Annotated in this window: 18 protein-coding genes; 13 read left to right on the top strand and 5 right to left on the bottom strand. The window is 52.2% G+C overall.

The window, feature by feature from the left end; genetic code table 11:
• The first annotated feature begins 31 nt into the window (after positions 1-31).
• Positions 32-253 carry a (Na+)-NQR maturation NqrM gene (nqrM, locus tag DBZ16_RS13570; RefSeq protein WP_003757168.1) on the top strand — a complete coding sequence of 74 codons (222 nt, stop codon included), beginning with the start codon at positions 32-34 and terminating at the stop codon, positions 251-253.
• 426 nt (positions 254-679) lie between these two features.
• Here nqrM and DBZ16_RS13560 read toward each other — a convergent pair whose 3' ends face one another.
• Entirely contained in the window at positions 680-2,893 is a 2,214-nt protein-coding gene (locus DBZ16_RS13560; RefSeq protein ID WP_049227182.1) for a RelA/SpoT family protein, read from the bottom strand.
• Positions 2,894-3,114: 221 nt separating this feature from the next.
• Here DBZ16_RS13560 and DBZ16_RS13555 point away from each other — a divergent pair, with 221 nt between their 5' ends.
• From DBZ16_RS13555 to DBZ16_RS13535, 4 genes are all read left to right on the top strand, one after another.
• Positions 3,115-3,861 (top strand): hypothetical protein, encoded by a 747-nt coding sequence (locus DBZ16_RS13555; protein WP_049227184.1) that lies wholly within the window; start codon positions 3,115-3,117, stop codon positions 3,859-3,861.
• Between the two features lie 31 nt (positions 3,862-3,892).
• Positions 3,893-4,378 (top strand): hypothetical protein, encoded by a 486-nt coding sequence (locus DBZ16_RS13550; RefSeq protein WP_240600397.1) that lies wholly within the window; start codon positions 3,893-3,895, stop codon positions 4,376-4,378.
• The gene (locus tag DBZ16_RS13545) at positions 4,371-4,778 is read left to right on the top strand and encodes a bacteriocin (protein ID WP_240600395.1); all 408 of its coding nucleotides are present in this window, start codon (positions 4,371-4,373) and stop codon (positions 4,776-4,778) included. Before DBZ16_RS13550 ends, DBZ16_RS13545 begins: the two co-directional genes overlap by 8 nt.
• Positions 4,779-5,022: 244 nt before the next feature.
• A complete protein-coding gene (locus DBZ16_RS13535) occupies positions 5,023-5,664 on the top strand; it encodes a GrxB family glutaredoxin (RefSeq protein ID WP_107814362.1) in 642 nt (213 codons plus the stop codon).
• A 192-nt stretch (positions 5,665-5,856) separates the two neighbouring features.
• Here the strand turns inward: DBZ16_RS13535 and DBZ16_RS13530 are convergent, their stop codons facing one another.
• The gene (locus DBZ16_RS13530) at positions 5,857-6,099 is read right to left on the bottom strand and encodes a hypothetical protein (protein WP_016687314.1); all 243 of its coding nucleotides are present in this window, start codon (positions 6,097-6,099) and stop codon (positions 5,857-5,859) included.
• A 458-nt stretch (positions 6,100-6,557) separates the two neighbouring features.
• Here DBZ16_RS13530 and DBZ16_RS13520 point away from each other — a divergent pair, with 458 nt between their 5' ends.
• Positions 6,558-7,973 carry a DEAD/DEAH box helicase gene (locus DBZ16_RS13520; RefSeq protein WP_107814360.1) on the top strand — a complete coding sequence of 472 codons (1,416 nt, stop codon included), beginning with the start codon at positions 6,558-6,560 and terminating at the stop codon, positions 7,971-7,973.
• A gap of 328 nt (positions 7,974-8,301) precedes the next feature.
• A complete protein-coding gene (locus DBZ16_RS13510; RefSeq protein ID WP_107814359.1) occupies positions 8,302-8,553 on the top strand; it encodes a hypothetical protein in 252 nt (83 codons plus the stop codon).
• 610 nt (positions 8,554-9,163) lie between these two features.
• On the opposite strand, the gene recG is transcribed toward DBZ16_RS13510, so the two are convergent.
• On the bottom strand, positions 9,164-11,206 hold the full coding sequence (recG, locus tag DBZ16_RS13500; RefSeq protein WP_107814357.1) for an ATP-dependent DNA helicase RecG: 2,043 nt from the start codon (positions 11,204-11,206) through the stop codon (positions 9,164-9,166).
• A gap of 129 nt (positions 11,207-11,335) precedes the next feature.
• Here recG and DBZ16_RS16450 point away from each other — a divergent pair, with 129 nt between their 5' ends.
• The 5 genes from DBZ16_RS16450 (at position 11,336) to DBZ16_RS13480 (ending at position 16,244) form a co-directional block, all read left to right on the top strand.
• Complete coding sequence (locus tag DBZ16_RS16450) at positions 11,336-11,575, top strand: SMI1/KNR4 family protein (RefSeq protein ID WP_240600393.1); 240 nt, start codon at positions 11,336-11,338, stop codon at positions 11,573-11,575.
• A gap of 3 nt (positions 11,576-11,578) precedes the next feature.
• Complete coding sequence (locus tag DBZ16_RS13495) at positions 11,579-12,046, top strand: hypothetical protein (RefSeq protein WP_240600391.1); 468 nt, start codon at positions 11,579-11,581, stop codon at positions 12,044-12,046.
• A 48-nt stretch (positions 12,047-12,094) separates the two neighbouring features.
• A complete protein-coding gene (locus tag DBZ16_RS13490; protein ID WP_107814356.1) occupies positions 12,095-13,072 on the top strand; it encodes a virulence RhuM family protein in 978 nt (325 codons plus the stop codon).
• 49 nt (positions 13,073-13,121) lie between these two features.
• Positions 13,122-13,892: an abortive infection family protein gene (locus DBZ16_RS13485; protein WP_107814355.1), complete on the top strand. Its 771-nt coding sequence runs from the start codon at positions 13,122-13,124 to the stop codon at positions 13,890-13,892.
• Positions 13,893-13,970: 78 nt separating this feature from the next.
• Positions 13,971-16,244 (top strand): Tex family protein, encoded by a 2,274-nt coding sequence (locus DBZ16_RS13480; protein ID WP_107814354.1) that lies wholly within the window; start codon positions 13,971-13,973, stop codon positions 16,242-16,244.
• A 181-nt stretch (positions 16,245-16,425) separates the two neighbouring features.
• On the opposite strand, the gene DBZ16_RS13475 is transcribed toward DBZ16_RS13480, so the two are convergent.
• Positions 16,426-16,725 carry a membrane protein gene (locus tag DBZ16_RS13475; RefSeq protein WP_003766302.1) on the bottom strand — a complete coding sequence of 100 codons (300 nt, stop codon included), beginning with the start codon at positions 16,723-16,725 and terminating at the stop codon, positions 16,426-16,428.
• 159 nt (positions 16,726-16,884) lie between these two features.
• Here DBZ16_RS13475 and DBZ16_RS13470 point away from each other — a divergent pair, with 159 nt between their 5' ends.
• Entirely contained in the window at positions 16,885-17,226 is a 342-nt protein-coding gene (locus DBZ16_RS13470; RefSeq protein ID WP_009312778.1) for a hypothetical protein, read from the top strand.
• Positions 17,227-17,302: 76 nt separating this feature from the next.
• Here DBZ16_RS13470 and prmA read toward each other — a convergent pair whose 3' ends face one another.
• Complete coding sequence (prmA, locus tag DBZ16_RS13465; protein ID WP_003757185.1) at positions 17,303-18,190, bottom strand: 50S ribosomal protein L11 methyltransferase; 888 nt, start codon at positions 18,188-18,190, stop codon at positions 17,303-17,305.
• Positions 18,191-18,429 lie beyond the last annotated feature (239 nt).

The raw sequence follows: 18,429 nt of genomic DNA, 5'->3' as shown, positions 1-18,429 counted from the left end.
ACACCCATATCCATCCCACAGGAACACCATCATGAAAACCCTACTCCTCACCTTCGGCCTCTTCCTCCTCGTCATTCTCGGCATGGCGGTCGGCTACATTTTCTCCAAGCGCACCATCAAAGGCAGTTGCGGCGGCATCTCTTCGCTGGGCATGAAAAAAGTCTGCGACTGCGACACCCCGTGCGACACGCTGCAAAAGAAACTGGACGAACAGAAACAGCAGGAAAGCAAAGGTATTACCGTCGATCACTGACCTTACCCGAATCAGGTTCAGCCTGACTTTGAGCTTGGCAACACAAAAGGTCGTCTGAAACCGCATATTGCAGTTTTCAGACGACCTTTGATTTGCAAGTTTGGCTGTTTTTAAAAGGCAGACAGCGATTTAGCAAAGCTGCTCAAATTGCCGTCATTTCCGTACAAGCAGGAAGGACAGGACAGATATAGTGGATTAACTTTAAACCAGTACGGCGTTGCCTCGCCTTAGCTCAAAGAGAACGATTCTCCAAGGTGCTGAAGCACCAAGTGAATCGGTTCCGTACTATCTGTACTGTCTGCGGCTTCGTCGCCTTGTCCTGATTTAAAGTTAATCCACTATACTTCCGATGTCGATTTAAGACACAGACAAAAAGGTCGTCTGAAAAACCGCAAACCCGTTTTTCAGACGACCTTTTGCTCCTCCTTACAAGCGCGTAACGCTCAACACGCCTTTGACGTCGCCGAGACTGGCGAGGACGCGCGGGAGGTCGTTGACTTGTTTGACCTCGAGCGTGAACCTCATGCTGGCTTCCAAGTCGCGGGACTGGGTTTGCACGGCGGTAACGTTGAGTTTGTGGCGGGCGAGTGCGTCGGATACGTCGCGTAAAAGTCCTGAGCGGTCTTGGGCGCGGATTTCGACATCGACGGCGAACACTTGCCCTTCCTGCAACGCCGCCCAGCTTGCGTCCAACACTTTTTCGGGTGCTTGTTCGGCAAGGTGTTGGAAAGAGGGGCAGGTTTTGCGGTGTACCGAAATGCCGCGCTCGCGGGTAACGAAGCCGACAATATCGTCGGGCGGCGCGGGTTTGCAGCATTTGGCAAGCGTGGTCATCAAGCCGTCTTCGCCATCGATGAGCACACCTGTTTTGCCGCCTTTTTTGATTTTAGACTGCTTGACGATGGTGGTTTCGCTGACGGGTACGGGCGGCGGTTCGTTCAGCGTGCCGCAGGCTTTCTGGATGGCGCGGTTGGAAATCTCGCCCTGTCCGACGGCGGTATATAGGTCGTCGAGTTTTTTATAGCCGAGGTTTTCGGCAAGCTCTTGCAGGTTGGGTTTGGGCGTGAGTTTGGCAAGCTGTTTGTCGAGTTGAACGCGGCCTTCTTCGCGCACGGTGTCGGCGTTTTGCTGGCGGATGTAGGCGCGGATTTTGCTGATTGCCTTGCTGGATTTGACCCAGCCTTCATAGAGCCAGTTGACGGAAGGATGCCCTTCTTTGGCGGTAATGATTTCGACGCGCTGTCCGTTTTCAAGCGGGGTGGACAGCGGCACGATTTGCCCTTCGACTTTCGCGCCGCGGCAACGGTCGCCGATGCTGCTATGCAGGGCGTAGGCGAAGTCGATGGGGGTCGCGCCCGTAGGCAGGGAGAGGACTTTGCCGTGCGGGGTCAGGACGTAAATCGTGTCGTTGAAAAGCTCGGTTTTGAAGGCGGCGGCGAGGTCTTCCTTGCCGCTTTCCGCCATGTTCTCGCGCCAGTCCAAGAGTTGGCGCAACCAGGCGATTTTCTGTTCGTAGGCGGAGTCGCCTTTACCGCCCTCTTTATAACGCCAGTGGGCGGCGACACCGAATTCGTTGAATTGGTGCATATCGAAGGTGCGGATTTGCACTTCCACGCCTTTGTCTTCCGGGCCGACGATGACGGTGTGCAAACTTTTATAGCCGTTGCCTTTGGGGTTGGCGATGTAGTCGTCGAACTCGCCGGGGATGGGCTGCCAGAGACTGTGGACGATACCCAGCGTGGTGTAACACTCGGGGACGGTATCGACCAAAATCCGCACGGCGCGAATGTCAAAGAGGCCGTCGAAGCTGAGTTTTTTCTTCACCATTTTTTTGTAAATGGAGTAGATGTGTTTCGGGCGGCCGGCTACTTCGAAGTGAACGTTGTATTTTTTAAGTTCGCCACGCAGGATGTTGAGGAAGTTTTCGATGTATTCGAGGCGTTCGGTGCGTTTTTCGTCCAAAAGCAGCGCGATTTCGCGGTATTTTTCAGGTTCTTGATGGCGGAAGCCGAGGTCTTCGAGCTGCCATTTGAGCTGCCACACGCCCAAACGGTTGGCGAGCGGGGCGAAGATGTCGAGGGTTTCTTTGGCAACGGCGCGTTTTTCGGGGCTGTCGGGGATATTGCTGAGAAACTGCATGGTGCGGGTGCGCATGGCAAGTTTGATTAACACGACGCGGATGTCAGTTACCATCGCCAGCAGCATTTTACGCATGGTTTCGGCTTGCTGCGCGCGTTCTTCGGAAGTGGCGAGGCTGTCCACGCGGGCGAAGTGGGTGAGTTTCTGCACTTCGTCCACACCTTTGACCAGCTCGGCGACGGTGCTGTTGCAGCGTTCCGTGAGCAGCTCGCGCCAGTCGGGCACAAAACGCACGATGTCGGCCAAAAGCGTGGCGGCCACCGCATCGGGCAGCAAATCCAATTCGTTCACCATACGCGCCGCACCCAAAAGGTGCGCCAAAAGCGGCTCGCCCGCAGGCGTGGCCGCATCGGCAGGATAATGCGTCTCGGCCAGCGACAAGGCCGTCTGAAGCAGCTTTTGCGCAGGTTCGGGCAAACCGGCGGTGTGCGCGTCAAACCACGCGCGGGATTCTTGCATCGGTGCGGCGGGGATTTCCGGTGTTTGTCGTGTGTTGCTCATGGCGTGCCGTTTCTCCGTTTGTTTTGTTTCGACATAGCGGCTGTATTGTAGCAGCTTGCCCGTATTTTGCGACAAAGCATGTTTCAGACGGCCTGGGCTACCCAACTTGCAATAACATATAAACATCAAAATAAAACAAACAATTAGCGTGTAAATGTGCTTGCAGTGAAAAAATATTGGGAATAATATCAATGTAAGTAATAATTTTTATCAAGAAGGAGATGGGTGTGAAATTTTTAGCTGCTTTGTTGTGGCCGGCCATGTTGCTGCCCATTTTGTCTCATGCTGATAGCGGCATTCAGACGGTCTCTGTTTCTCAAGCATATGCGGATGACGCAACGGGCTGCGAGCAGCTTTATCCTGTAAATAGCTTCGAGAATTTGTTCAGACAGATGGCAGGCACGCTGCATAGTGCCTGTTTGCTTGATATGCCGCCTGAAGATTTAGCGAAAAAGTGGCAGATTCCCGTGTACCGGCGCTATCTGCGGCTTTCTGGCCGTTTGCGGCCTGACGGAGAAAAACAGGCGGTACTCAGATGGAAAGACAAGGCAGAGCGGCAGAAATGGCTCAAACACAGGCGGCGTAAGCTAAAACGGCCGACCGATGGCTTTACGGTAGTGCATCAGACCGACTACGACGGCAGTACTTTTTTAGAAATCGAAGCAACGCCTGATTATTTAAAGCATTACCGTTCGCTGTTTCCTGACAACCGTTATCCTGATGATTTGCCGAAACCCTATGTTTCATCTCATATCCTAAGCCCGGTCAGCGTATGCTTTAACGACGGAACAAGAAAGAATTTCCCCAGGTATACGGTAGTAAATCAAGTAGCAGTAGATGAAGACAACCGTTTGATCGGGAGTGATAGACATTTGATTATAAGGGAGGGGAAAGGTGCAGGAATATTATTTCAGCATCCAACAGACAAATGCATTAATGATATTTCCAGCATCTTTCTTATCAGATAGTCGATAGTATTTAATTTTAAAGGTATATGGTATGGCTACAACAGCACAAATCCGGCAGCATTTTTTAAAATTAGGGATGCCTGTTTCAGAGGTAAATCAGATTATTCGGGATCCGATTTTAATGGGACAAACTCGTAATTTTATTAGTCAGTGGGGATTAGGGAGCGTTCGAGCGGATCCCGAATATTCCGGTATATTTTTTAAAAGTGAACTAGTTAATAACAAAGAAAATAGAAGCATTGTATTCGGTACGGCAGACAAAAGATATCTGACTGCTTCTGATTGGGCGCATGAAATAGGGCATGGGCTTTCAAAAACAATGTCCAAGCTTGATCTTGATATTGATGGAAATCGTAATACAACAGCGAATGAATATGCACGAAGATTTGTTTATGAGGAAGGAAAAGCCGAATACAACCGTTTTCAGTTTGATCTGCGGAATAATCCCAAAGAAACCAAATACGGATCGGATACGGCAGCAATCAAGGCGATGAACCAACAACAGGCTTATGTCTGACGGCAAGCGCGCAGAAAACGGCGTAGAAGCTTTGAAAGATTTGGACAGCGACAATAATAATATCATTAATCAATATGATGAATTGTGGGGCGAGCTAAGAATCTGGCATGACGAAAACAGTAACGGGAAAACGGAGGAAGGAGAGCTTTCTCTATTGTCCGACTGGGATATCCAGTCGATCTCTTTGGATTTTGCAGAAATCAATCTGAAAGATGAAGCCGATAATAAAATATTATTTGAATCAGAAGTGGTTTTGGAAAACGGGGAAAGGCGCAAGGTTGCCGATATTGATTTCCAAAACGACAAAGGAATTTATAGTGGATTAAATTTAAACCAGTACGGCGTTGCCTCGCCTTGCCGTACTATCTGTACTGTCTGCGGCTTCGTCGCCTTGTCCTGATTTAAATTTAATCCACTATACAATGAGTTGGCAGGTGAAATTTCAGCAGAGACAGCCGCTGATGTCGTATATCCGACGGAAATTTCAACATCGGTTATACTGCCCGGAGAAAATACTGCATATATCCCGGCCGTATAAACACGTTATCAGATATGGCTTCCAAAGATATTTGGTAGGATAATCCTTTTGCGTGAGGCATTCAGACGGCCTTTGCCCAATCAAACCCATTTTCGGAGGATTTTTAATGAAACTGTATTACTACGACCATTGCCCCTATTGCGTGCGGGCGCGGATGGCGGCGGGGCTGTTGGGCGCGGACGTTGAAGAAGTCGTGCTGGCAAATGACGACGAGGCGACGCCCATCGGCATGATCGGCGCAAAACAAGTGCCCATCCTGCAAAAAGAAGACGGTTCGTTTATGGGCGAGAGTTTGGACGTTGTCCGCTATCTTGACCGCGAGGGTCGTCTGAAAAATGAAATCCGCCCGGAAATACAGGCGTGGTTTGACAAGGTAAACGGCTACAACACCAAACTCGTCCATCCGCGTGTGGTGAAAATCGGTTTGCCCGAATTTGAAACGCCGGAAGCGGTGAAATATTTCACGGACAAAAAAGAGAAAACCATCGGCAGCTTTGCCACCAACCTGGACAAAACCGGTCAGTATGTGGAGCGGCTGCACGAGGATTTGGCGGAACTGGAAACGCTGATGACCGAAGGCGGCGTGGGTTTGAACGGAGAAGCCGGTATGGAAGATGTGTTGGTGTTCCCGATATTGCGCAACCTGACTGTCGTGCGCGGTATCGAGTGGCCGCAAAAGATTATGGATTACCTGCTGCGGATGAGCGAAGCATCGGGCGTGCCGCTGTATTTTGACCGCGCCTTGTAATAACCGAATCCGCCAAATAAAACAAACGCAAAGGTCGTCTGAAACCCAAAATCAGGTTTCAGACGACCTTTGCGTTTATCCCCGCCTTACCTTCCGGGAGTGAATGCAATCAGGCGGGGCAAGCATTGCGAGAAATTGTTGATGTATGACCCCGAACAGATCGGGTGATACATCAATAATTCCTAGCTGTGCTTATTGTGCGGCAGGTGCAGAAGCAGCGGCACCACCTTCAGCGGCGCTGCGTTGGTAGCCTTTGTCTTTCATACATGCATCGAACACGGCGCGGTCTTGGTTTGCACCGGAAGCTTGTTGACATTGAGCAATTGCTTCTTCAACGCTAACGCTAGGGGTTTTAGCTTCTTCAGAAGTTTTGCTGCTAGAGCAGGCACCCAGCATCAGGCTTGCAGCGGCAACGGCGATCAATAAAGTTTTCATGTCGTATATTCCTATTGTGATTGATGGTTTACAGCGCAAATTTGCGTCTGTCCCAAAACAGAGTCCCATTAGTACGATTTAGTTTCATTTACATATGAAAGTTTTCGATAAGTTTGAACTATGACAGTAAATGCCGTCAGAAAATGATAAGCGGTTTCAGAAATTTAAGGAACATAAACACCGACGCCACCGCAATGTAAAAAATTCCCTTATCGACTCGACAATACAGCCGAAAAACCATGCCTCGCCCGCCTGCCGTTAGGCGGCGCAGGGGTTTTATGGCATAATCCCGCTTACCTTTCCATACCGCAGAAGCCACATTCATTTTCTGCGGTTTGCCGTAAACCGGTCGCACACTTTGCCGGCGGCATCCTATAAAACACATCATCAAAACATCCTCCCGTTTCAGACGACCCCACGCAGCATGCCGCATCCCGTCTGGACAGAAAGATACCGCCATGAATCCATTCGCCTCACTCGGGCTGGGCAGCGAACTCGTTTCCGCGCTGACCGAACAAGGTTACGAAAACCCGACGCCCATCCAAGCCGCCGCCATTCCCAAAGCACTCGCCGGCCATGACTTGCTCGCCGCCGCCCAAACCGGCACGGGCAAAACCGCCGCCTTTATGCTGCCCAGTCTGGAACGCCTCAAACGCTACGCCACCGCCAGCACCTCGCCCGCGATGCACCCCGTGCGTATGCTCGTGTTGACCCCGACGCGCGAACTTGCCGACCAAATTGACCAAAACGTGCAGGGTTACATCAAAAACCTGCCGTTGCGGCACACCGTCCTCTTCGGCGGCGTCAACATGGACAAACAAACTGCCGACCTGCGCGCCGGCTGCGAAATCGTCGTCGCCACCGTCGGCAGGCTGCTTGACCACGTCAAACAGAAAAACATCAACCTCAACAAAGTCGAAATCGTCGTCCTCGACGAAGCCGACCGCATGTTGGATATGGGTTTCATTGACGACATCCGAAAAATCATGCAGATGCTGCCCAAGCAACGCCAAACCCTGCTCTTTTCCGCAACGTTTGCCCCGCCCATCCGCAAACTCGCCAAAGACTTCATGAACGCGCCCGAAATCGTCGAAGTCGCCGCGCAAAACACCACCAGCGCCAATGTCGAGCAACACATCATCGCCGTTGACGCCCTCAAAAAACGCAACCTCTTAGAGCGGCTGATTGTCGATTTGCAGATGAACCAAGTCATCGTGTTCTGCAAAACCAAACAAAGCGTCGACCAAGTGACCCGCGACCTCGTGCGCCGCAACCTCGCCGCCCAATCCATCCACGGCGACAAATCCCAGCAAAGCCGCCTCGAAACCCTCAACGCCTTCAAAGAAGGCAGCCTGCGCGTCCTCGTCGCCACCGACGTCGCCGCACGCGGACTGGACATCGCCGAGCTGCCCTTCGTCATCAACTACGAGCTGCCGACTCAGCCCGAAGACTACGTCCACCGCATCGGACGCACCGGCAGGGCGGGCGCGGACGGCGTTGCCATTTCCCTGATGGACAAAACCGAACAGAAAATGTTTGAAGCCATCAAAGAATTGACCGGCAACGACTTGGCAGTCGAACGCATCGAAGGCTTCGAGCCGAACTGGTGGGGAAGCGATACCGACGGTGATGCCGCCACTGACACCCAACCCACCCCGACCCGCACCCGCGGCAGCGACAGAAACCGTTCCGAACGGAACAACCGAAGCGAACGCAATGAACGTAACGAGCGTAACGACCGCGGCGACAAATCACCCAAAGCGGACAAAACCGATCCCGGCGCAGCCTGCGGCACCATTGCCGGACGAAGCCGCCGCAGCCGTAGAGAACGTCAACCCTGCGCCCTGCTGCAACCCAATTACGGCACGAAATAAAACCGGTTCTCCATCAAACCCCAAAGGTCGTCTGAAAACGTTTTCAGACGACCTTTTTATATGTTGGACAACACTAGGGGCTGCCGACAGCCCCTAGACAAAGAATCGGTCAGGGAATTTTATAATATAATCATATTTAAATGTCTCTCAGGCGTGAAGGATATATAGTGGATTAACAAAAATCAGGACAAGGCGACGAAGCCGCAGACAGTACAAATAGTAAGGCAAGGCGAGGCAACGCCGTACTGGTTTAAATTTAATCCACTATAAAAATCAAGGCTTGAATAGAGGCAATTTACTTTTCCCGAAAAAATCATGGATAAAAAACATGAAATTCTTACTGCTTTTATTAATCCCGATAGGATTCACCTTATTCATCATCAGCCTGAAACACATGCTCCGGTATGTCAGCACCGAAATAGTCTATGAAATGCCCTGTACCGAGCAAGAGGGAACATTTACGCTGACAAAAAAAGGGAAATATAGCGTATGGCTTATGGACAAACAGTTTATAAGAGTAACACTGGGCGCGCTCAGTTTAAGCATCATCAATCAAAAAACAGGCAAACATATCCCTTAATCAGGATGTCTCTCACTTGAAGTGAACGGCTTTGGAACAACCCGAAACGTATTATTTTGTTTTCAAGCAGAAGAAGGAACATATGTTCTTTCGATAAACAACAAAAGAGAGCCCAAAGGTGTCGTCAATAATTTGATTACAGCCACGCTGGGACCGGTTGATTACAGCAAATTTTCTCTTCAAGTCCGTCCGTATGTTTCCGTAATCGTTTTCGCGCTGTCTATGCTCGGCTTGATGATAGGCGCAGGGTGCATGCTTGTCGGGATTATTATTCCTTTCGCCATATAAGTCTCCTAGGGGCTGTCGATATTTAATAGTCCGGACATATCGGGAACGCTCTAACAGCTTCAAACCCAGCACACCATCACTCTTTTCTTCAAACACAAAACACACGACAAGGGGCACAATCATGCGCCCCTTGTTCATTATAGTGGATTAACAAAAATCAGGACAAGGCGACGAAGCCGCAGACAGTACAGATAGTACGGAACCGATTCACTTGGTGCTTCAGCACCTTAGAGAATCGTTCTCTTTGAGCTAAGGCGAGGCAACGCCGTACTGGTTTAAAGTTAATCCACTATATCCGCAGGCGAAGCCTTTTCAGACGACCTTACACGCCCAAATACCCTTCCCTGCTGGCAAGCCATCTTGCCAGATGCGCCTCGACGATTTCGGGGTTTTGTTCAATCAGCATCGGGGCGATTTCACGTGCTTGTTCCAAGAGATGTAGGTCTTCTTCAAGGTTGGCGAAGCGCAGCATGGGGACGCCGCTTTGGCGCGCACCGAGAAATTCGCCGGGGCCGCGGATGTTGAGGTCTTGGCGGGCGATTTCAAAGCCGTCGGTGTGTTCGTAAATCACTTTCAGCCGCGCTTTGGCGAGTTCGCTCAAGGGTTCGGCAAACAGGAGGACGCACACGCTTTCTGCCGCGCCGCGCCCTACCCGCCCGCGTAATTGGTGCAGCTGCGCCAAGCCCATGCGCTCGGCGTGTTCGATGACCATCAGGGCGGCGTTGGGCACATCTACGCCGACTTCGATGACGGTGGTGGCGACCAAGACGTTCAGACGGCCTGCGGCAAATTCCGCCATGACTTCGGCTTTTTCGGCGGTCTTCATGCGCCCGTGTACCAAGCCGATGTTGAGTTCGGGCAATGCCGCCTGAAGCTGCTCGAGGGTTTCGGTAGCGGTTTGCAGTTGCAGGGTTTCGCTTTCTTCAATCAGCGGGCAGACCCAGTATGCCTGCTGCCCTTTGCGACAGATGTTGAGGACGAAGCCTTCGACTTCGGCGCGGCGGACGTTGTTGACGAGGCGGGTTTTAATCGGGGTGCGCCCGGGCGGCAATTCGTCGATGACGGACACGTCCAAGTCGGCGAAAAAACTCATGGCGAGCGTGCGCGGGATGGGGGTGGCGGACATCATCAGCTGGTGGACATCGCGCCCTTTGTTTTTGAGGGCGAGGCGTTGGGCGACGCCGAAGCGGTGTTGCTCGTCCACAATCACCAAGCCCAGATTTTGAAACTCGACGTCGTCTGAAAACAGGGCGTGTGTGCCGACGGCGATTTTGACGGTGCCGTCGGCGAGTTTGGCTTTGGCTTCGTCTTTGGCTTTTTTGCGCTGGCTGCCGGAGAGCCAGACGACTTCGAGTCCTAAAGGTTCAAGCCATTGTTTGAACTTGATGAAATGCTGTTCGGCAAGGATTTCGGTCGGCGCCATCACAGCCGCCTGCGCGCCGGATTCGATGGCGGTCAGCGCGGACAAGGCGGCGACGATGGTTTTGCCGCTGCCGACATCGCCTTGTAGCAGGCGGTGCATAGGATGGGTTTGCGCCATATCACGGCGGATTTCGGACACGACCCTTTCTTGTGCATCGGTCAGGGCAAACGGCAAGGCGTGGCGCAGGGCTTGGGTCAATGTGCCATCGCCGCCCAATGCCGCCGCCGTGCCGCTGACGCGCTTCTGCCGCGCCAGCCGCATGGAAAGCTGTTGCGCCAAAAGTTCGTCGAATTTAAGCCGCTGCCATGCGGGCAGCGCGCCATCGGAAAGCTGGTGGATGGTGAAGCTCGGCGGCGGCGAATGCAAAAGACGCAGGCTTTCGGCAAGGTGCGGCAGTTTCAGACGACCCAATAAGGCATCGGGCAGCGTGTCGTGCAGCGGCGTAACGTCCAACGCCGTCTGAATGATGCAGCGCAAAGTGGGCTGGTTCAAGCCGTTTACGGTCGGATAAATCGGCGTGAGGCTTTCCGCCAAACCGCTGCTCTTGGCATCGCGGATTTTGGGATGAATCATCTCGTCGCCGTAAAACCCGTGTTTGATTTCGCCCACGGCGCGGATGCGTTTGCCGGCCGCCATCTGTTTCTGATGGCTGGCGTAAAAGTGGATGAAGCGCAGAAAAAGGACGCTGCCGGAATCGTCGGCAATTTGGACAATCAGCTGCTTGCGCGGTTTGAACGTTACTTCCTGATGGATGACCTCGCCCTCAACCTGACACGGCACGCCGATCGGCGCATCCTTAATCGGCATGATGTGCGTCTCATCCTCGTAACGCAGCGGCAGATGCAAAACCAAATCCCATGCGGTATGGAGGTTGAGTTTGTCGAGCTTCTTGGCGGAAACGTCGGTGATTTTGAGCTGTTTCTGGGTTTCGGGCGTCATCATGGCTTTGTCCTTTAATGGCGCGTATTTTATCTGAAAATGTAGGAAGGGGTCGTCTGAAAGGACGTTCAGCACCAAGTTAATCCTTTATAATAGCGTGTTTTTCAGACGACCCCTGCCCCAGATTACCCCATGAATTATCTGCAAAATATCGCCACCCTTTATCACCTCGACCACCTCCCCTGCGGTCTGCCCGAAGCCGAAATCACCGCTGCCGAGCAACGCCTAGGCATCCGCTTCCCCGCCATCTTGCGCGAATATCTGCTTACACTGGGCGGCAGCGAGGCAGTCAATCAGTCGTTTAACCGATTGTTGCTATTGGAAAAGATGGATTTTGACGGCGATTATCTAGTGTTGATAGAGGAATACTAAGGCGTGTTTCTGTGCGGCATTGCCAAAGCCGATTTGGCGCAAGACAACCCGCCCGTCCATATCGGCTTTTACACCGATAAAACCGACAGCTACGAATGGCAGCCGCACCTGCCCGACACCCACGCCCTACTGCTAGAACTGGCTTATACCAACGCCGCTATGGGCGGTCTGCGCTACTGCGCCAACATCATGGACAAAGAATCGACAGATGCCCAAGCCGTGCAGTTTATCCAACAAAACCGCACTGAAATCACAGAACTTCGCCAAAAAAACCAACGCTTTTACACTGACGGCTTTCACGAAATCATCCTGCTTTGCTTCGCTGAAAACGGCAACACAAGCGGCGTATTCATCGGCACCGCCGACCAAGACCGCTTTGACACGCTGCTCGAACTGTTCGGCTGGGATAGTTGGCTCTACACTTCCTATGACGAAGAAGATGACGAAGATGAGGAATGTGATGAAGAATAAACCAGCGATATTTTTCAGACGACCTCCACCTGCAAACGGAGAAAACCCATGTCCGACATCCTGATTTACCAAACCGAAGACGGCCGCACCCAAGTAAACCTGCTGGTGCAGGAACACACCGTTTGGCTCAACCAAAGCCAACTGTCCGAACTTTTTGACACCTCCGTGCCAAACATCGCAACGCATATCAAAAATATATTTGAAGACAAAGAGTTGTATGAGGATTCAGTTATTAAGGATTTCTTAATAACTGCCGCAGACGGCAAGCAATACCAAGTCAAACACTATGCTTTGGAAATGATTCTGGCCATCGGCTTCCGCGTGCGCAGCAAACGCGGCGTGCAGTTCCGCCGTTGGGCCAACGAGGTTTTGACGGGTTATTTGGAAAAAGGCTTCGTGCTGGACGACAAACGCCTGAAAAATCCCAACGGGCGCGTGGATTATTTTGACGAACTGCTGGAAAAAATCCGCGACATCCGCGCCAGCGAAATGCGGTTTTATCAAAAAGTGCGCGAACTGTTCAAACTCTCCGCCGATTACGACCCCACCGACAAAGCCACGCAGATGTTTTTCGCCCAAGCGCAAAACAAGCTGATTTACGCCGTAACGCAGCAAACCGCCGCCGAACTCGTTTGCCACCGCGCCGACGGCAACGCCCCCAATATGGGGCTGACATCATGGAGCGGCGAACGCGTACGCAAAGCCGATATCGTCATTGCCAAAAACTACCTGAACACCGACGAAATCGACACGCTCAACCGCCTGACCGTTATCTTTCTGGAAAGTGCGGAACTGCGCGCCAAAAACCGGCAAGGTCTGACGCTTGCGTTTTGGCAAAGTCGCATAGACAGCATCATCGCCGACAACGGCTTCGCCATATTGGAAGGCAAAGGCACGCGCAGCCACAAGCAAATGGAAGCGTTTGCCGGCGAACAATACGGACTGTTCAGGCAAAACCGTTTGGCACAAATGGCGCGGCAGGCTGAAGCGGAAGATATTACCGAATTGGAAGCGTTGAAACGGTAGTTTCAGGTAGCCTGAAATCAATAAATTAAATGAACAGATAGGTATAAAAATGCAAGATTTATTAATTCAAGCACAAAGTCTACAAAATTTATTAATTTCTCGTGCCACTGGTGGAATTACATCCGCCAACGAAAGAGAATCTAATGCACAATATTTGCAGCTAAGGCAATTATTTATCACAAACAAAGAATTTGAGAAATACATCCCAACTTTTTTACTTACATGCAGGGATTTACATCAATTTTGGAATGAAGTAAAAGCACCACGATTTCATAGATATGAAGAGCGCAGAGAATTTATTTATAAAGCATTTGAACCATTATTGAATTTTATAGAATTTAGTTATCGCAAGACTTGTCCTTCTGATGAATTAATCAATCAAGGCATTAAAAAACTCGATGCTATACATATAGAAAATGTTTGGAAAAAGGCTCTCGAAAGACGGATTAATGACCCAGAAGGAGCAATTACATCTGCACGAACATTGATAGAAAGTGTATGCAAATATATCTTAGATGAAGCAAAAATTACTTACGATGACAGACAGGATTTACAGAAACTGTATAAACAAACAGCCGAATATCTCAACCTTGCGCCATCACAACATACGGAAGATATTTTCAAGCAAATACTAGGTGGCTGCACTGCTACCATTGAAGGATTAGGTGCATTGCGAAACCGTTTGAGCGATGCGCACGGTAAGGGAAAAATAGGAGTTAATCCCAAGCCCCGTCATGCACAATTAGCCGTTAATTTATCAGGAGCTCTGGCAATTTATTTACTTGAAACTTGGGAACACAAACAAAATCCTCAAAAATAACCTTTCAGGCTACCTGAAAATTTCGTTTCAACCTGCACCCCAAAAAGCAGCCTGCACCCCATTCACACAAGGAACTTTATGAACATCACCCAAATCCTCTCTCAAGAACTCTCCGCCACCGCCGCGCAAATCACCGCCGCCGTCGAGCTTTTGGACGACGGCGCGACTGTGCCGTTTATCGCCCGCTACCGCAAGGAAGCCACGGGCGGGCTGGACGATACGCAGTTGCGCCAGCTTGCCGAGCGGCTGCAATACCTGCGCGAGTTGGAAGAGCGCAAAGCCGTTGTTTTAAAAAGCATTGAAGAGCAAGGCAAGCTTTCAGACGACCTCAGGGCGCAAATTGAAGCCGCCGACAACAAAACCGCACTGGAAGACCTGTACCTGCCCTACAAGCCCAAACGCCGCACCAAGGCGCAAATCGCGCGCGAACACGGGTTGCAGCCGCTGGCGGACGTGTTGCTTGCCGAGCAGCCGCAGGACGTGGAAGCCGCCGCGCAGGGCTACCTGAACGAAAACGTTCCCGATGCCAAAGCCGCACTGGACGGCGCGCGCGCGATTCTGATGGAGCAGTTTGCCGAAGACGCGGAACTCATCGGCACGCTGCGCGATAAGTTGTGGAACGAAGCCGAAATCCATGCACAAGTCGTTGAAGGCAAAGAAACCGAAGGCGAAAAATTCAGCGATTATTTCGACCACCGCGAACCCGTCCGCGCCATGCCCAGCCACCGCGCGCTGGCGGTTTTGCGCGGCCGCAACGAAGGCGTGTTGAACATCACGCTCAAATACCAGCCCGACGACACGCCGATTACCCAGCAAAGCGAATACGAGCAAATCATCGCCCGCCGCTTCAAGGTTTCAGACGGCCACAAATGGCTGCGCGACACCGTGCGCCTGACTTGGCGCGCGAAAATCTTTTTGTCGTTGGAACTTGAAGCCTTAGGTCGTCTGAAAGAAGCCGCCGACACCGACGCGATTACCGTGTTCGCCCGCAATCTCAAAGACTTGCTGCTCGCCGCGCCCGCCGGACGGCTGACCACTTTGGGTCTCGACCCCGGCTATCGTAACGGCGTGAAATGCGCCGTGGTGGACGATACGGGCAAGCTGTTGGATACGGTCATTGTCTATTTGCATCAAGAAAACAATATGTTGGCAACGCTGTCGCGCCTGATTAAACAACACGGCGTGAAACTCATCGCCATCGGCAACGGTACCGCCAGCCGCGAAACCGACAAAATCGCGGGCGAACTGGTGCGCGGAATGCCGGAAATGGGGCTGCACAAAATCGTCGTGTCCGAAGCCGGCGCGTCGATTTATTCCGCGTCCGAACTGGCGGCGCGCGAATTCCCCGATTTGGACGTTTCCCTGCGCGGCGCGGTGTCCATTGCCCGCAGGCTGCAAGACCCGCTTGCCGAGTTGGTCAAAATCGACCCCAAATCCATCGGTGTGGGCCAGTATCAGCACGACGTGAACCAAAGCCAGCTCGCCAAATCGCTGGACGCGGTGGTCGAAGACTGCGTGAACGCCGTCGGCGTGGACGTAAACACCGCCTCCGCCCCGCTCTTGGCGCGGATTTCCGGTTTGAATCAAACCCTTGCCCAAAACATCGTCGCCTACCGCGATGAAAACGGCGCGTTCGACAGCCGCAAAAAACTGCTCAAAGTGCCGCGCCTAGGAGAAAAAACCTTTGAGCAGGCGGCCGGATTTTTGCGCATCAACGGCGGCAAAGAGCCGCTGGACGCGAGCGCCGTCCACCCCGAAGCCTATCCTGTCGTCGCCAAAATGCTGGCGCAACAAGGCATTACCGCCGCCGAACTCATCGGCAACCGCGAGCGTGTGAAGCAAATCAAAGCGTCCGACTTCACCGACGAACGCTTCGGCCTGCCGACCATTCTGGACATCCTGTCCGAGCTGGAAAAACCCGGCCGCGACCCGCGCGGCGAGTTTCAGACGGCCTCATTCGCCGAAGGCATCCACGAAATCAGCGACTTGCAAGTCGGCATGATACTCGAAGGCGTGGTTTCCAACGTCGCCAACTTCGGCGCATTCGTGGACATCGGCGTCCATCAGGACGGCTTGGTGCACATCTCCGCCCTGTCCAATAAGTTCGTCCAAGACCCGCGCGAAGTCGTGAAGGCCGGCGACGTGGTGAAAGTGAAAGTGCTGGAAGTCGACGCCGCACGCAAACGCATCGCGCTGACTATGCGCTTGGATGACGAACCGGGCGGCGCAACCAAAGGCAACAGGTCGTCTGAAACCCGACATCAGGAACGCCGCGACCGCAAACCCCAACGCAACGACCGCGCCCCGACCAATTCGGCGATGGCGGATGCGTTTGCGAAATTGAAACGGTAAGGCGGGTATTAAAAAGAGCTGCAAAATGATTTGCGGCTCTTTTTTTTAAATCGAATCCACTATATTTGATGAACATGCCCAAAGTTCAAACCCTTCTGCCAAAGAGAAACACCGATTCAGACGACCTGAAAATGCAAAAACCGCCCCAAACAGGCGGTTAATATCGTTATTTTTTAAACCATCAATAAATATTGAGCGGTAGGCTGCGATCACCCAGAATGATAGGATCGGCAGCCACAATGCCATCATTGACAATGACTGATGTCGTCTTAACGGAGCCGGTGACGGCATTGAGGTGTCCCCATATATAGACCAGCCCTATTGGAGAAGGTTGAATTCTGGTCGGTTTGCCCATCAATGCAATCACTTCTCTTTCACTCATGCCCTGCCTGATTTGCCGGGCGTTTGTCCAACTGAAATTATTACCGAAACAGCCTGCCAATGTGACGGAAACAAGGGCAGCCAAAAACAACTTCTTCATTTATTATTCCTTTTATCATACAACAGTGTCGATTATGACATTATGCTTTAACGGCAATGCAATTGCAAACAGACGTCATAACCGATGGCTTGCCGATATAAACAGGCGTATAGTTTGAGATATTGCAAACCCATCATCACCATTAAAGGAGTCCAAACCATGAAACCTGTTTTGTTTGCCGCGCTGATTTCCTGTTTTTCCGTTGCTGCCTATGCGGCCTGCACCGACAGCCAGCAGCAGTGTGTGATTTATAAAAACGGCAATGTCGCGGCTGAAGGCGGCTGTTCGGTCAACAAGTGTCAGAATGCCGATGCGCAGGTGTTGAAATGGAAGCTGAAAAACGGTAAAGGCGTAACCGTCGAAATCGGGAAAAACGGCAAGGTTTTGGTGAACAAAAAACCGGGAGCGAAGGCGAGCAACAGCAACGCGGCGGGCATGGGCTTGACGTGTTATGCCGCTGATGCGGACAAGCGTGAACAGTTCTGTTCGACCAATTATTAATACAGGATTGGCATGAAAAAGGTCGTCTGAAACCTGAATCGGTTTTCAGACGACCTTTTGTTTAAGCGTATCGCTATCAGCGTTTGACGCCGCTGAGCCTTGCCCAGCCTTCGTCGATTTCGGCGGGTTCGATGTCGAACCATTGGCGGTAAATGCCGCTGAGTTCTTCAACTTGCTCGTCCAGCAAACCGGACAACACGATGCGTCCGCCTTGTTTGGTGCGGGCGGCGAGCATTTCGCCGAGCATGCGCAGGGGGTTGGCGAGGATGTTGGCAACGACGATGTCGAATTGTCCTTGCGGTAAACCGTCGGGCAGGTAGAACTGTGCATCGACGTTGTTTTGTGCGGCGTTGTCCTTGCTGGCGCGGATGGCTTGTTCGTCAATATCGACGCCGACGGCAGAACCTGCGCCGAGCTTGAGGGCGGCGATGGTCAGGATGCCTGAGCCGCAGCCGTAGTCGAGGACGCTTTCGCCGCCTTTGAGTTGTGTGTCCAGCCACTTGAGGCAGAGGCGGGTGGTCGGATGGCTGCCGGTACCGAAGGCAAGGCCGGGGTCGAGCTGGAGGTTGACGGCGTTGCTGTTGGGCGCTTCGTGCCAAGAGGGGGTAATCCACAGGCGTTCGGAAATTTGGATGGGGTCGAACTGCGCTTGGGTCAGGCGCACCCAGTCTTGGTCGGCGAGGATTTCGCTGGTGTATGCCAAGTCTTTCAGTCCGCATGCTTGGCTGGCGGCTTGAATCATGGCTGCGGCATCGTCATTTTCGCCGAACAAGGCGATGACTTTGCTTTGCTGCCAGATTTGTTCGGTCGGCATGCCGGGTTCGCCGAAGATGGCTTGTTCGTTTTCGGTGCCTGCGTAGGCATCTTCGATGGCGGCGGAGAGTGCGCCGTGTTCCATCAGGGCGTCGGCGAGGCGTTCGGCGACGGCGTCGTTGACGTTGATGGTGATTTGTTGATAGGACATGGTGGGCTTTCTCGGTGAGGTCGTCTGAAATTAGGAAATGGCGGTCAAATACGCGATGTTGGTCGTTTGCGGTATGTTTCGGCTATTGGCGTAACAGTGTGATTGAATCGTTTTTCTGCCTGAACACGTTTTTTTCTTGCGTGAAATGGCGGCGGACAGGCTTACTCAGTCATAATTCTAGGCTTGTCGGCAATCGCGACTGTACGCCCGAAATCAGGTTTCAACCTGTCTGAAAAAAG

The organism is Neisseria sicca (assembly GCF_003044565.1).
Lineage (GTDB): Bacteria > Pseudomonadota > Gammaproteobacteria > Burkholderiales > Neisseriaceae > Neisseria > Neisseria sicca_A.
Note: the sequence above shows the minus strand (reverse complement) of the source record. Positions and strands in the feature narration are given on the sequence as shown.

What these genes read in the sequence shown, in the direction of transcription:
- DBZ16_RS13485 (WP_107814355.1), top strand. Translation starts at nt 13,122, where the DNA reads ATGCAAGATTTATTAATTCAAGCACAAAGTCTACAAAATTTATTAATT.
- DBZ16_RS13535 (WP_107814362.1), top strand. Translation starts at nt 5,023, where the DNA reads ATGAAACTGTATTACTACGACCATTGCCCCTATTGCGTGCGGGCGCGG.
- DBZ16_RS13475 (WP_003766302.1), bottom strand. Translation starts at nt 16,725, where the DNA reads ATGAAGAAGTTGTTTTTGGCTGCCCTTGTTTCCGTCACATTGGCAGGC.
- DBZ16_RS13480 (WP_107814354.1), top strand. Translation starts at nt 13,971, where the DNA reads ATGAACATCACCCAAATCCTCTCTCAAGAACTCTCCGCCACCGCCGCG.
- DBZ16_RS13550 (WP_240600397.1), top strand. Translation starts at nt 3,893, where the DNA reads ATGGCTACAACAGCACAAATCCGGCAGCATTTTTTAAAATTAGGGATG.
- DBZ16_RS13555 (WP_049227184.1), top strand. Translation starts at nt 3,115, where the DNA reads ATGGGTGTGAAATTTTTAGCTGCTTTGTTGTGGCCGGCCATGTTGCTG.
- DBZ16_RS13510 (WP_107814359.1), top strand. Translation starts at nt 8,302, where the DNA reads ATGAAATTCTTACTGCTTTTATTAATCCCGATAGGATTCACCTTATTC.
- DBZ16_RS13470 (WP_009312778.1), top strand. Translation starts at nt 16,885, where the DNA reads ATGAAACCTGTTTTGTTTGCCGCGCTGATTTCCTGTTTTTCCGTTGCT.
- recG (WP_107814357.1), bottom strand. Translation starts at nt 11,206, where the DNA reads ATGATGACGCCCGAAACCCAGAAACAGCTCAAAATCACCGACGTTTCC.
- prmA (WP_003757185.1), bottom strand. Translation starts at nt 18,190, where the DNA reads ATGTCCTATCAACAAATCACCATCAACGTCAACGACGCCGTCGCCGAA.
- nqrM (WP_003757168.1), top strand. Translation starts at nt 32, where the DNA reads ATGAAAACCCTACTCCTCACCTTCGGCCTCTTCCTCCTCGTCATTCTC.
- DBZ16_RS13530 (WP_016687314.1), bottom strand. Translation starts at nt 6,099, where the DNA reads ATGAAAACTTTATTGATCGCCGTTGCCGCTGCAAGCCTGATGCTGGGT.
- DBZ16_RS13560 (WP_049227182.1), bottom strand. Translation starts at nt 2,893, where the DNA reads ATGAGCAACACACGACAAACACCGGAAATCCCCGCCGCACCGATGCAA.
- DBZ16_RS16450 (WP_240600393.1), top strand. Translation starts at nt 11,336, where the DNA reads ATGAATTATCTGCAAAATATCGCCACCCTTTATCACCTCGACCACCTC.
- DBZ16_RS13520 (WP_107814360.1), top strand. Translation starts at nt 6,558, where the DNA reads ATGAATCCATTCGCCTCACTCGGGCTGGGCAGCGAACTCGTTTCCGCG.
- DBZ16_RS13545 (WP_240600395.1), top strand. Translation starts at nt 4,371, where the DNA reads ATGTCTGACGGCAAGCGCGCAGAAAACGGCGTAGAAGCTTTGAAAGAT.
- DBZ16_RS13490 (WP_107814356.1), top strand. Translation starts at nt 12,095, where the DNA reads ATGTCCGACATCCTGATTTACCAAACCGAAGACGGCCGCACCCAAGTA.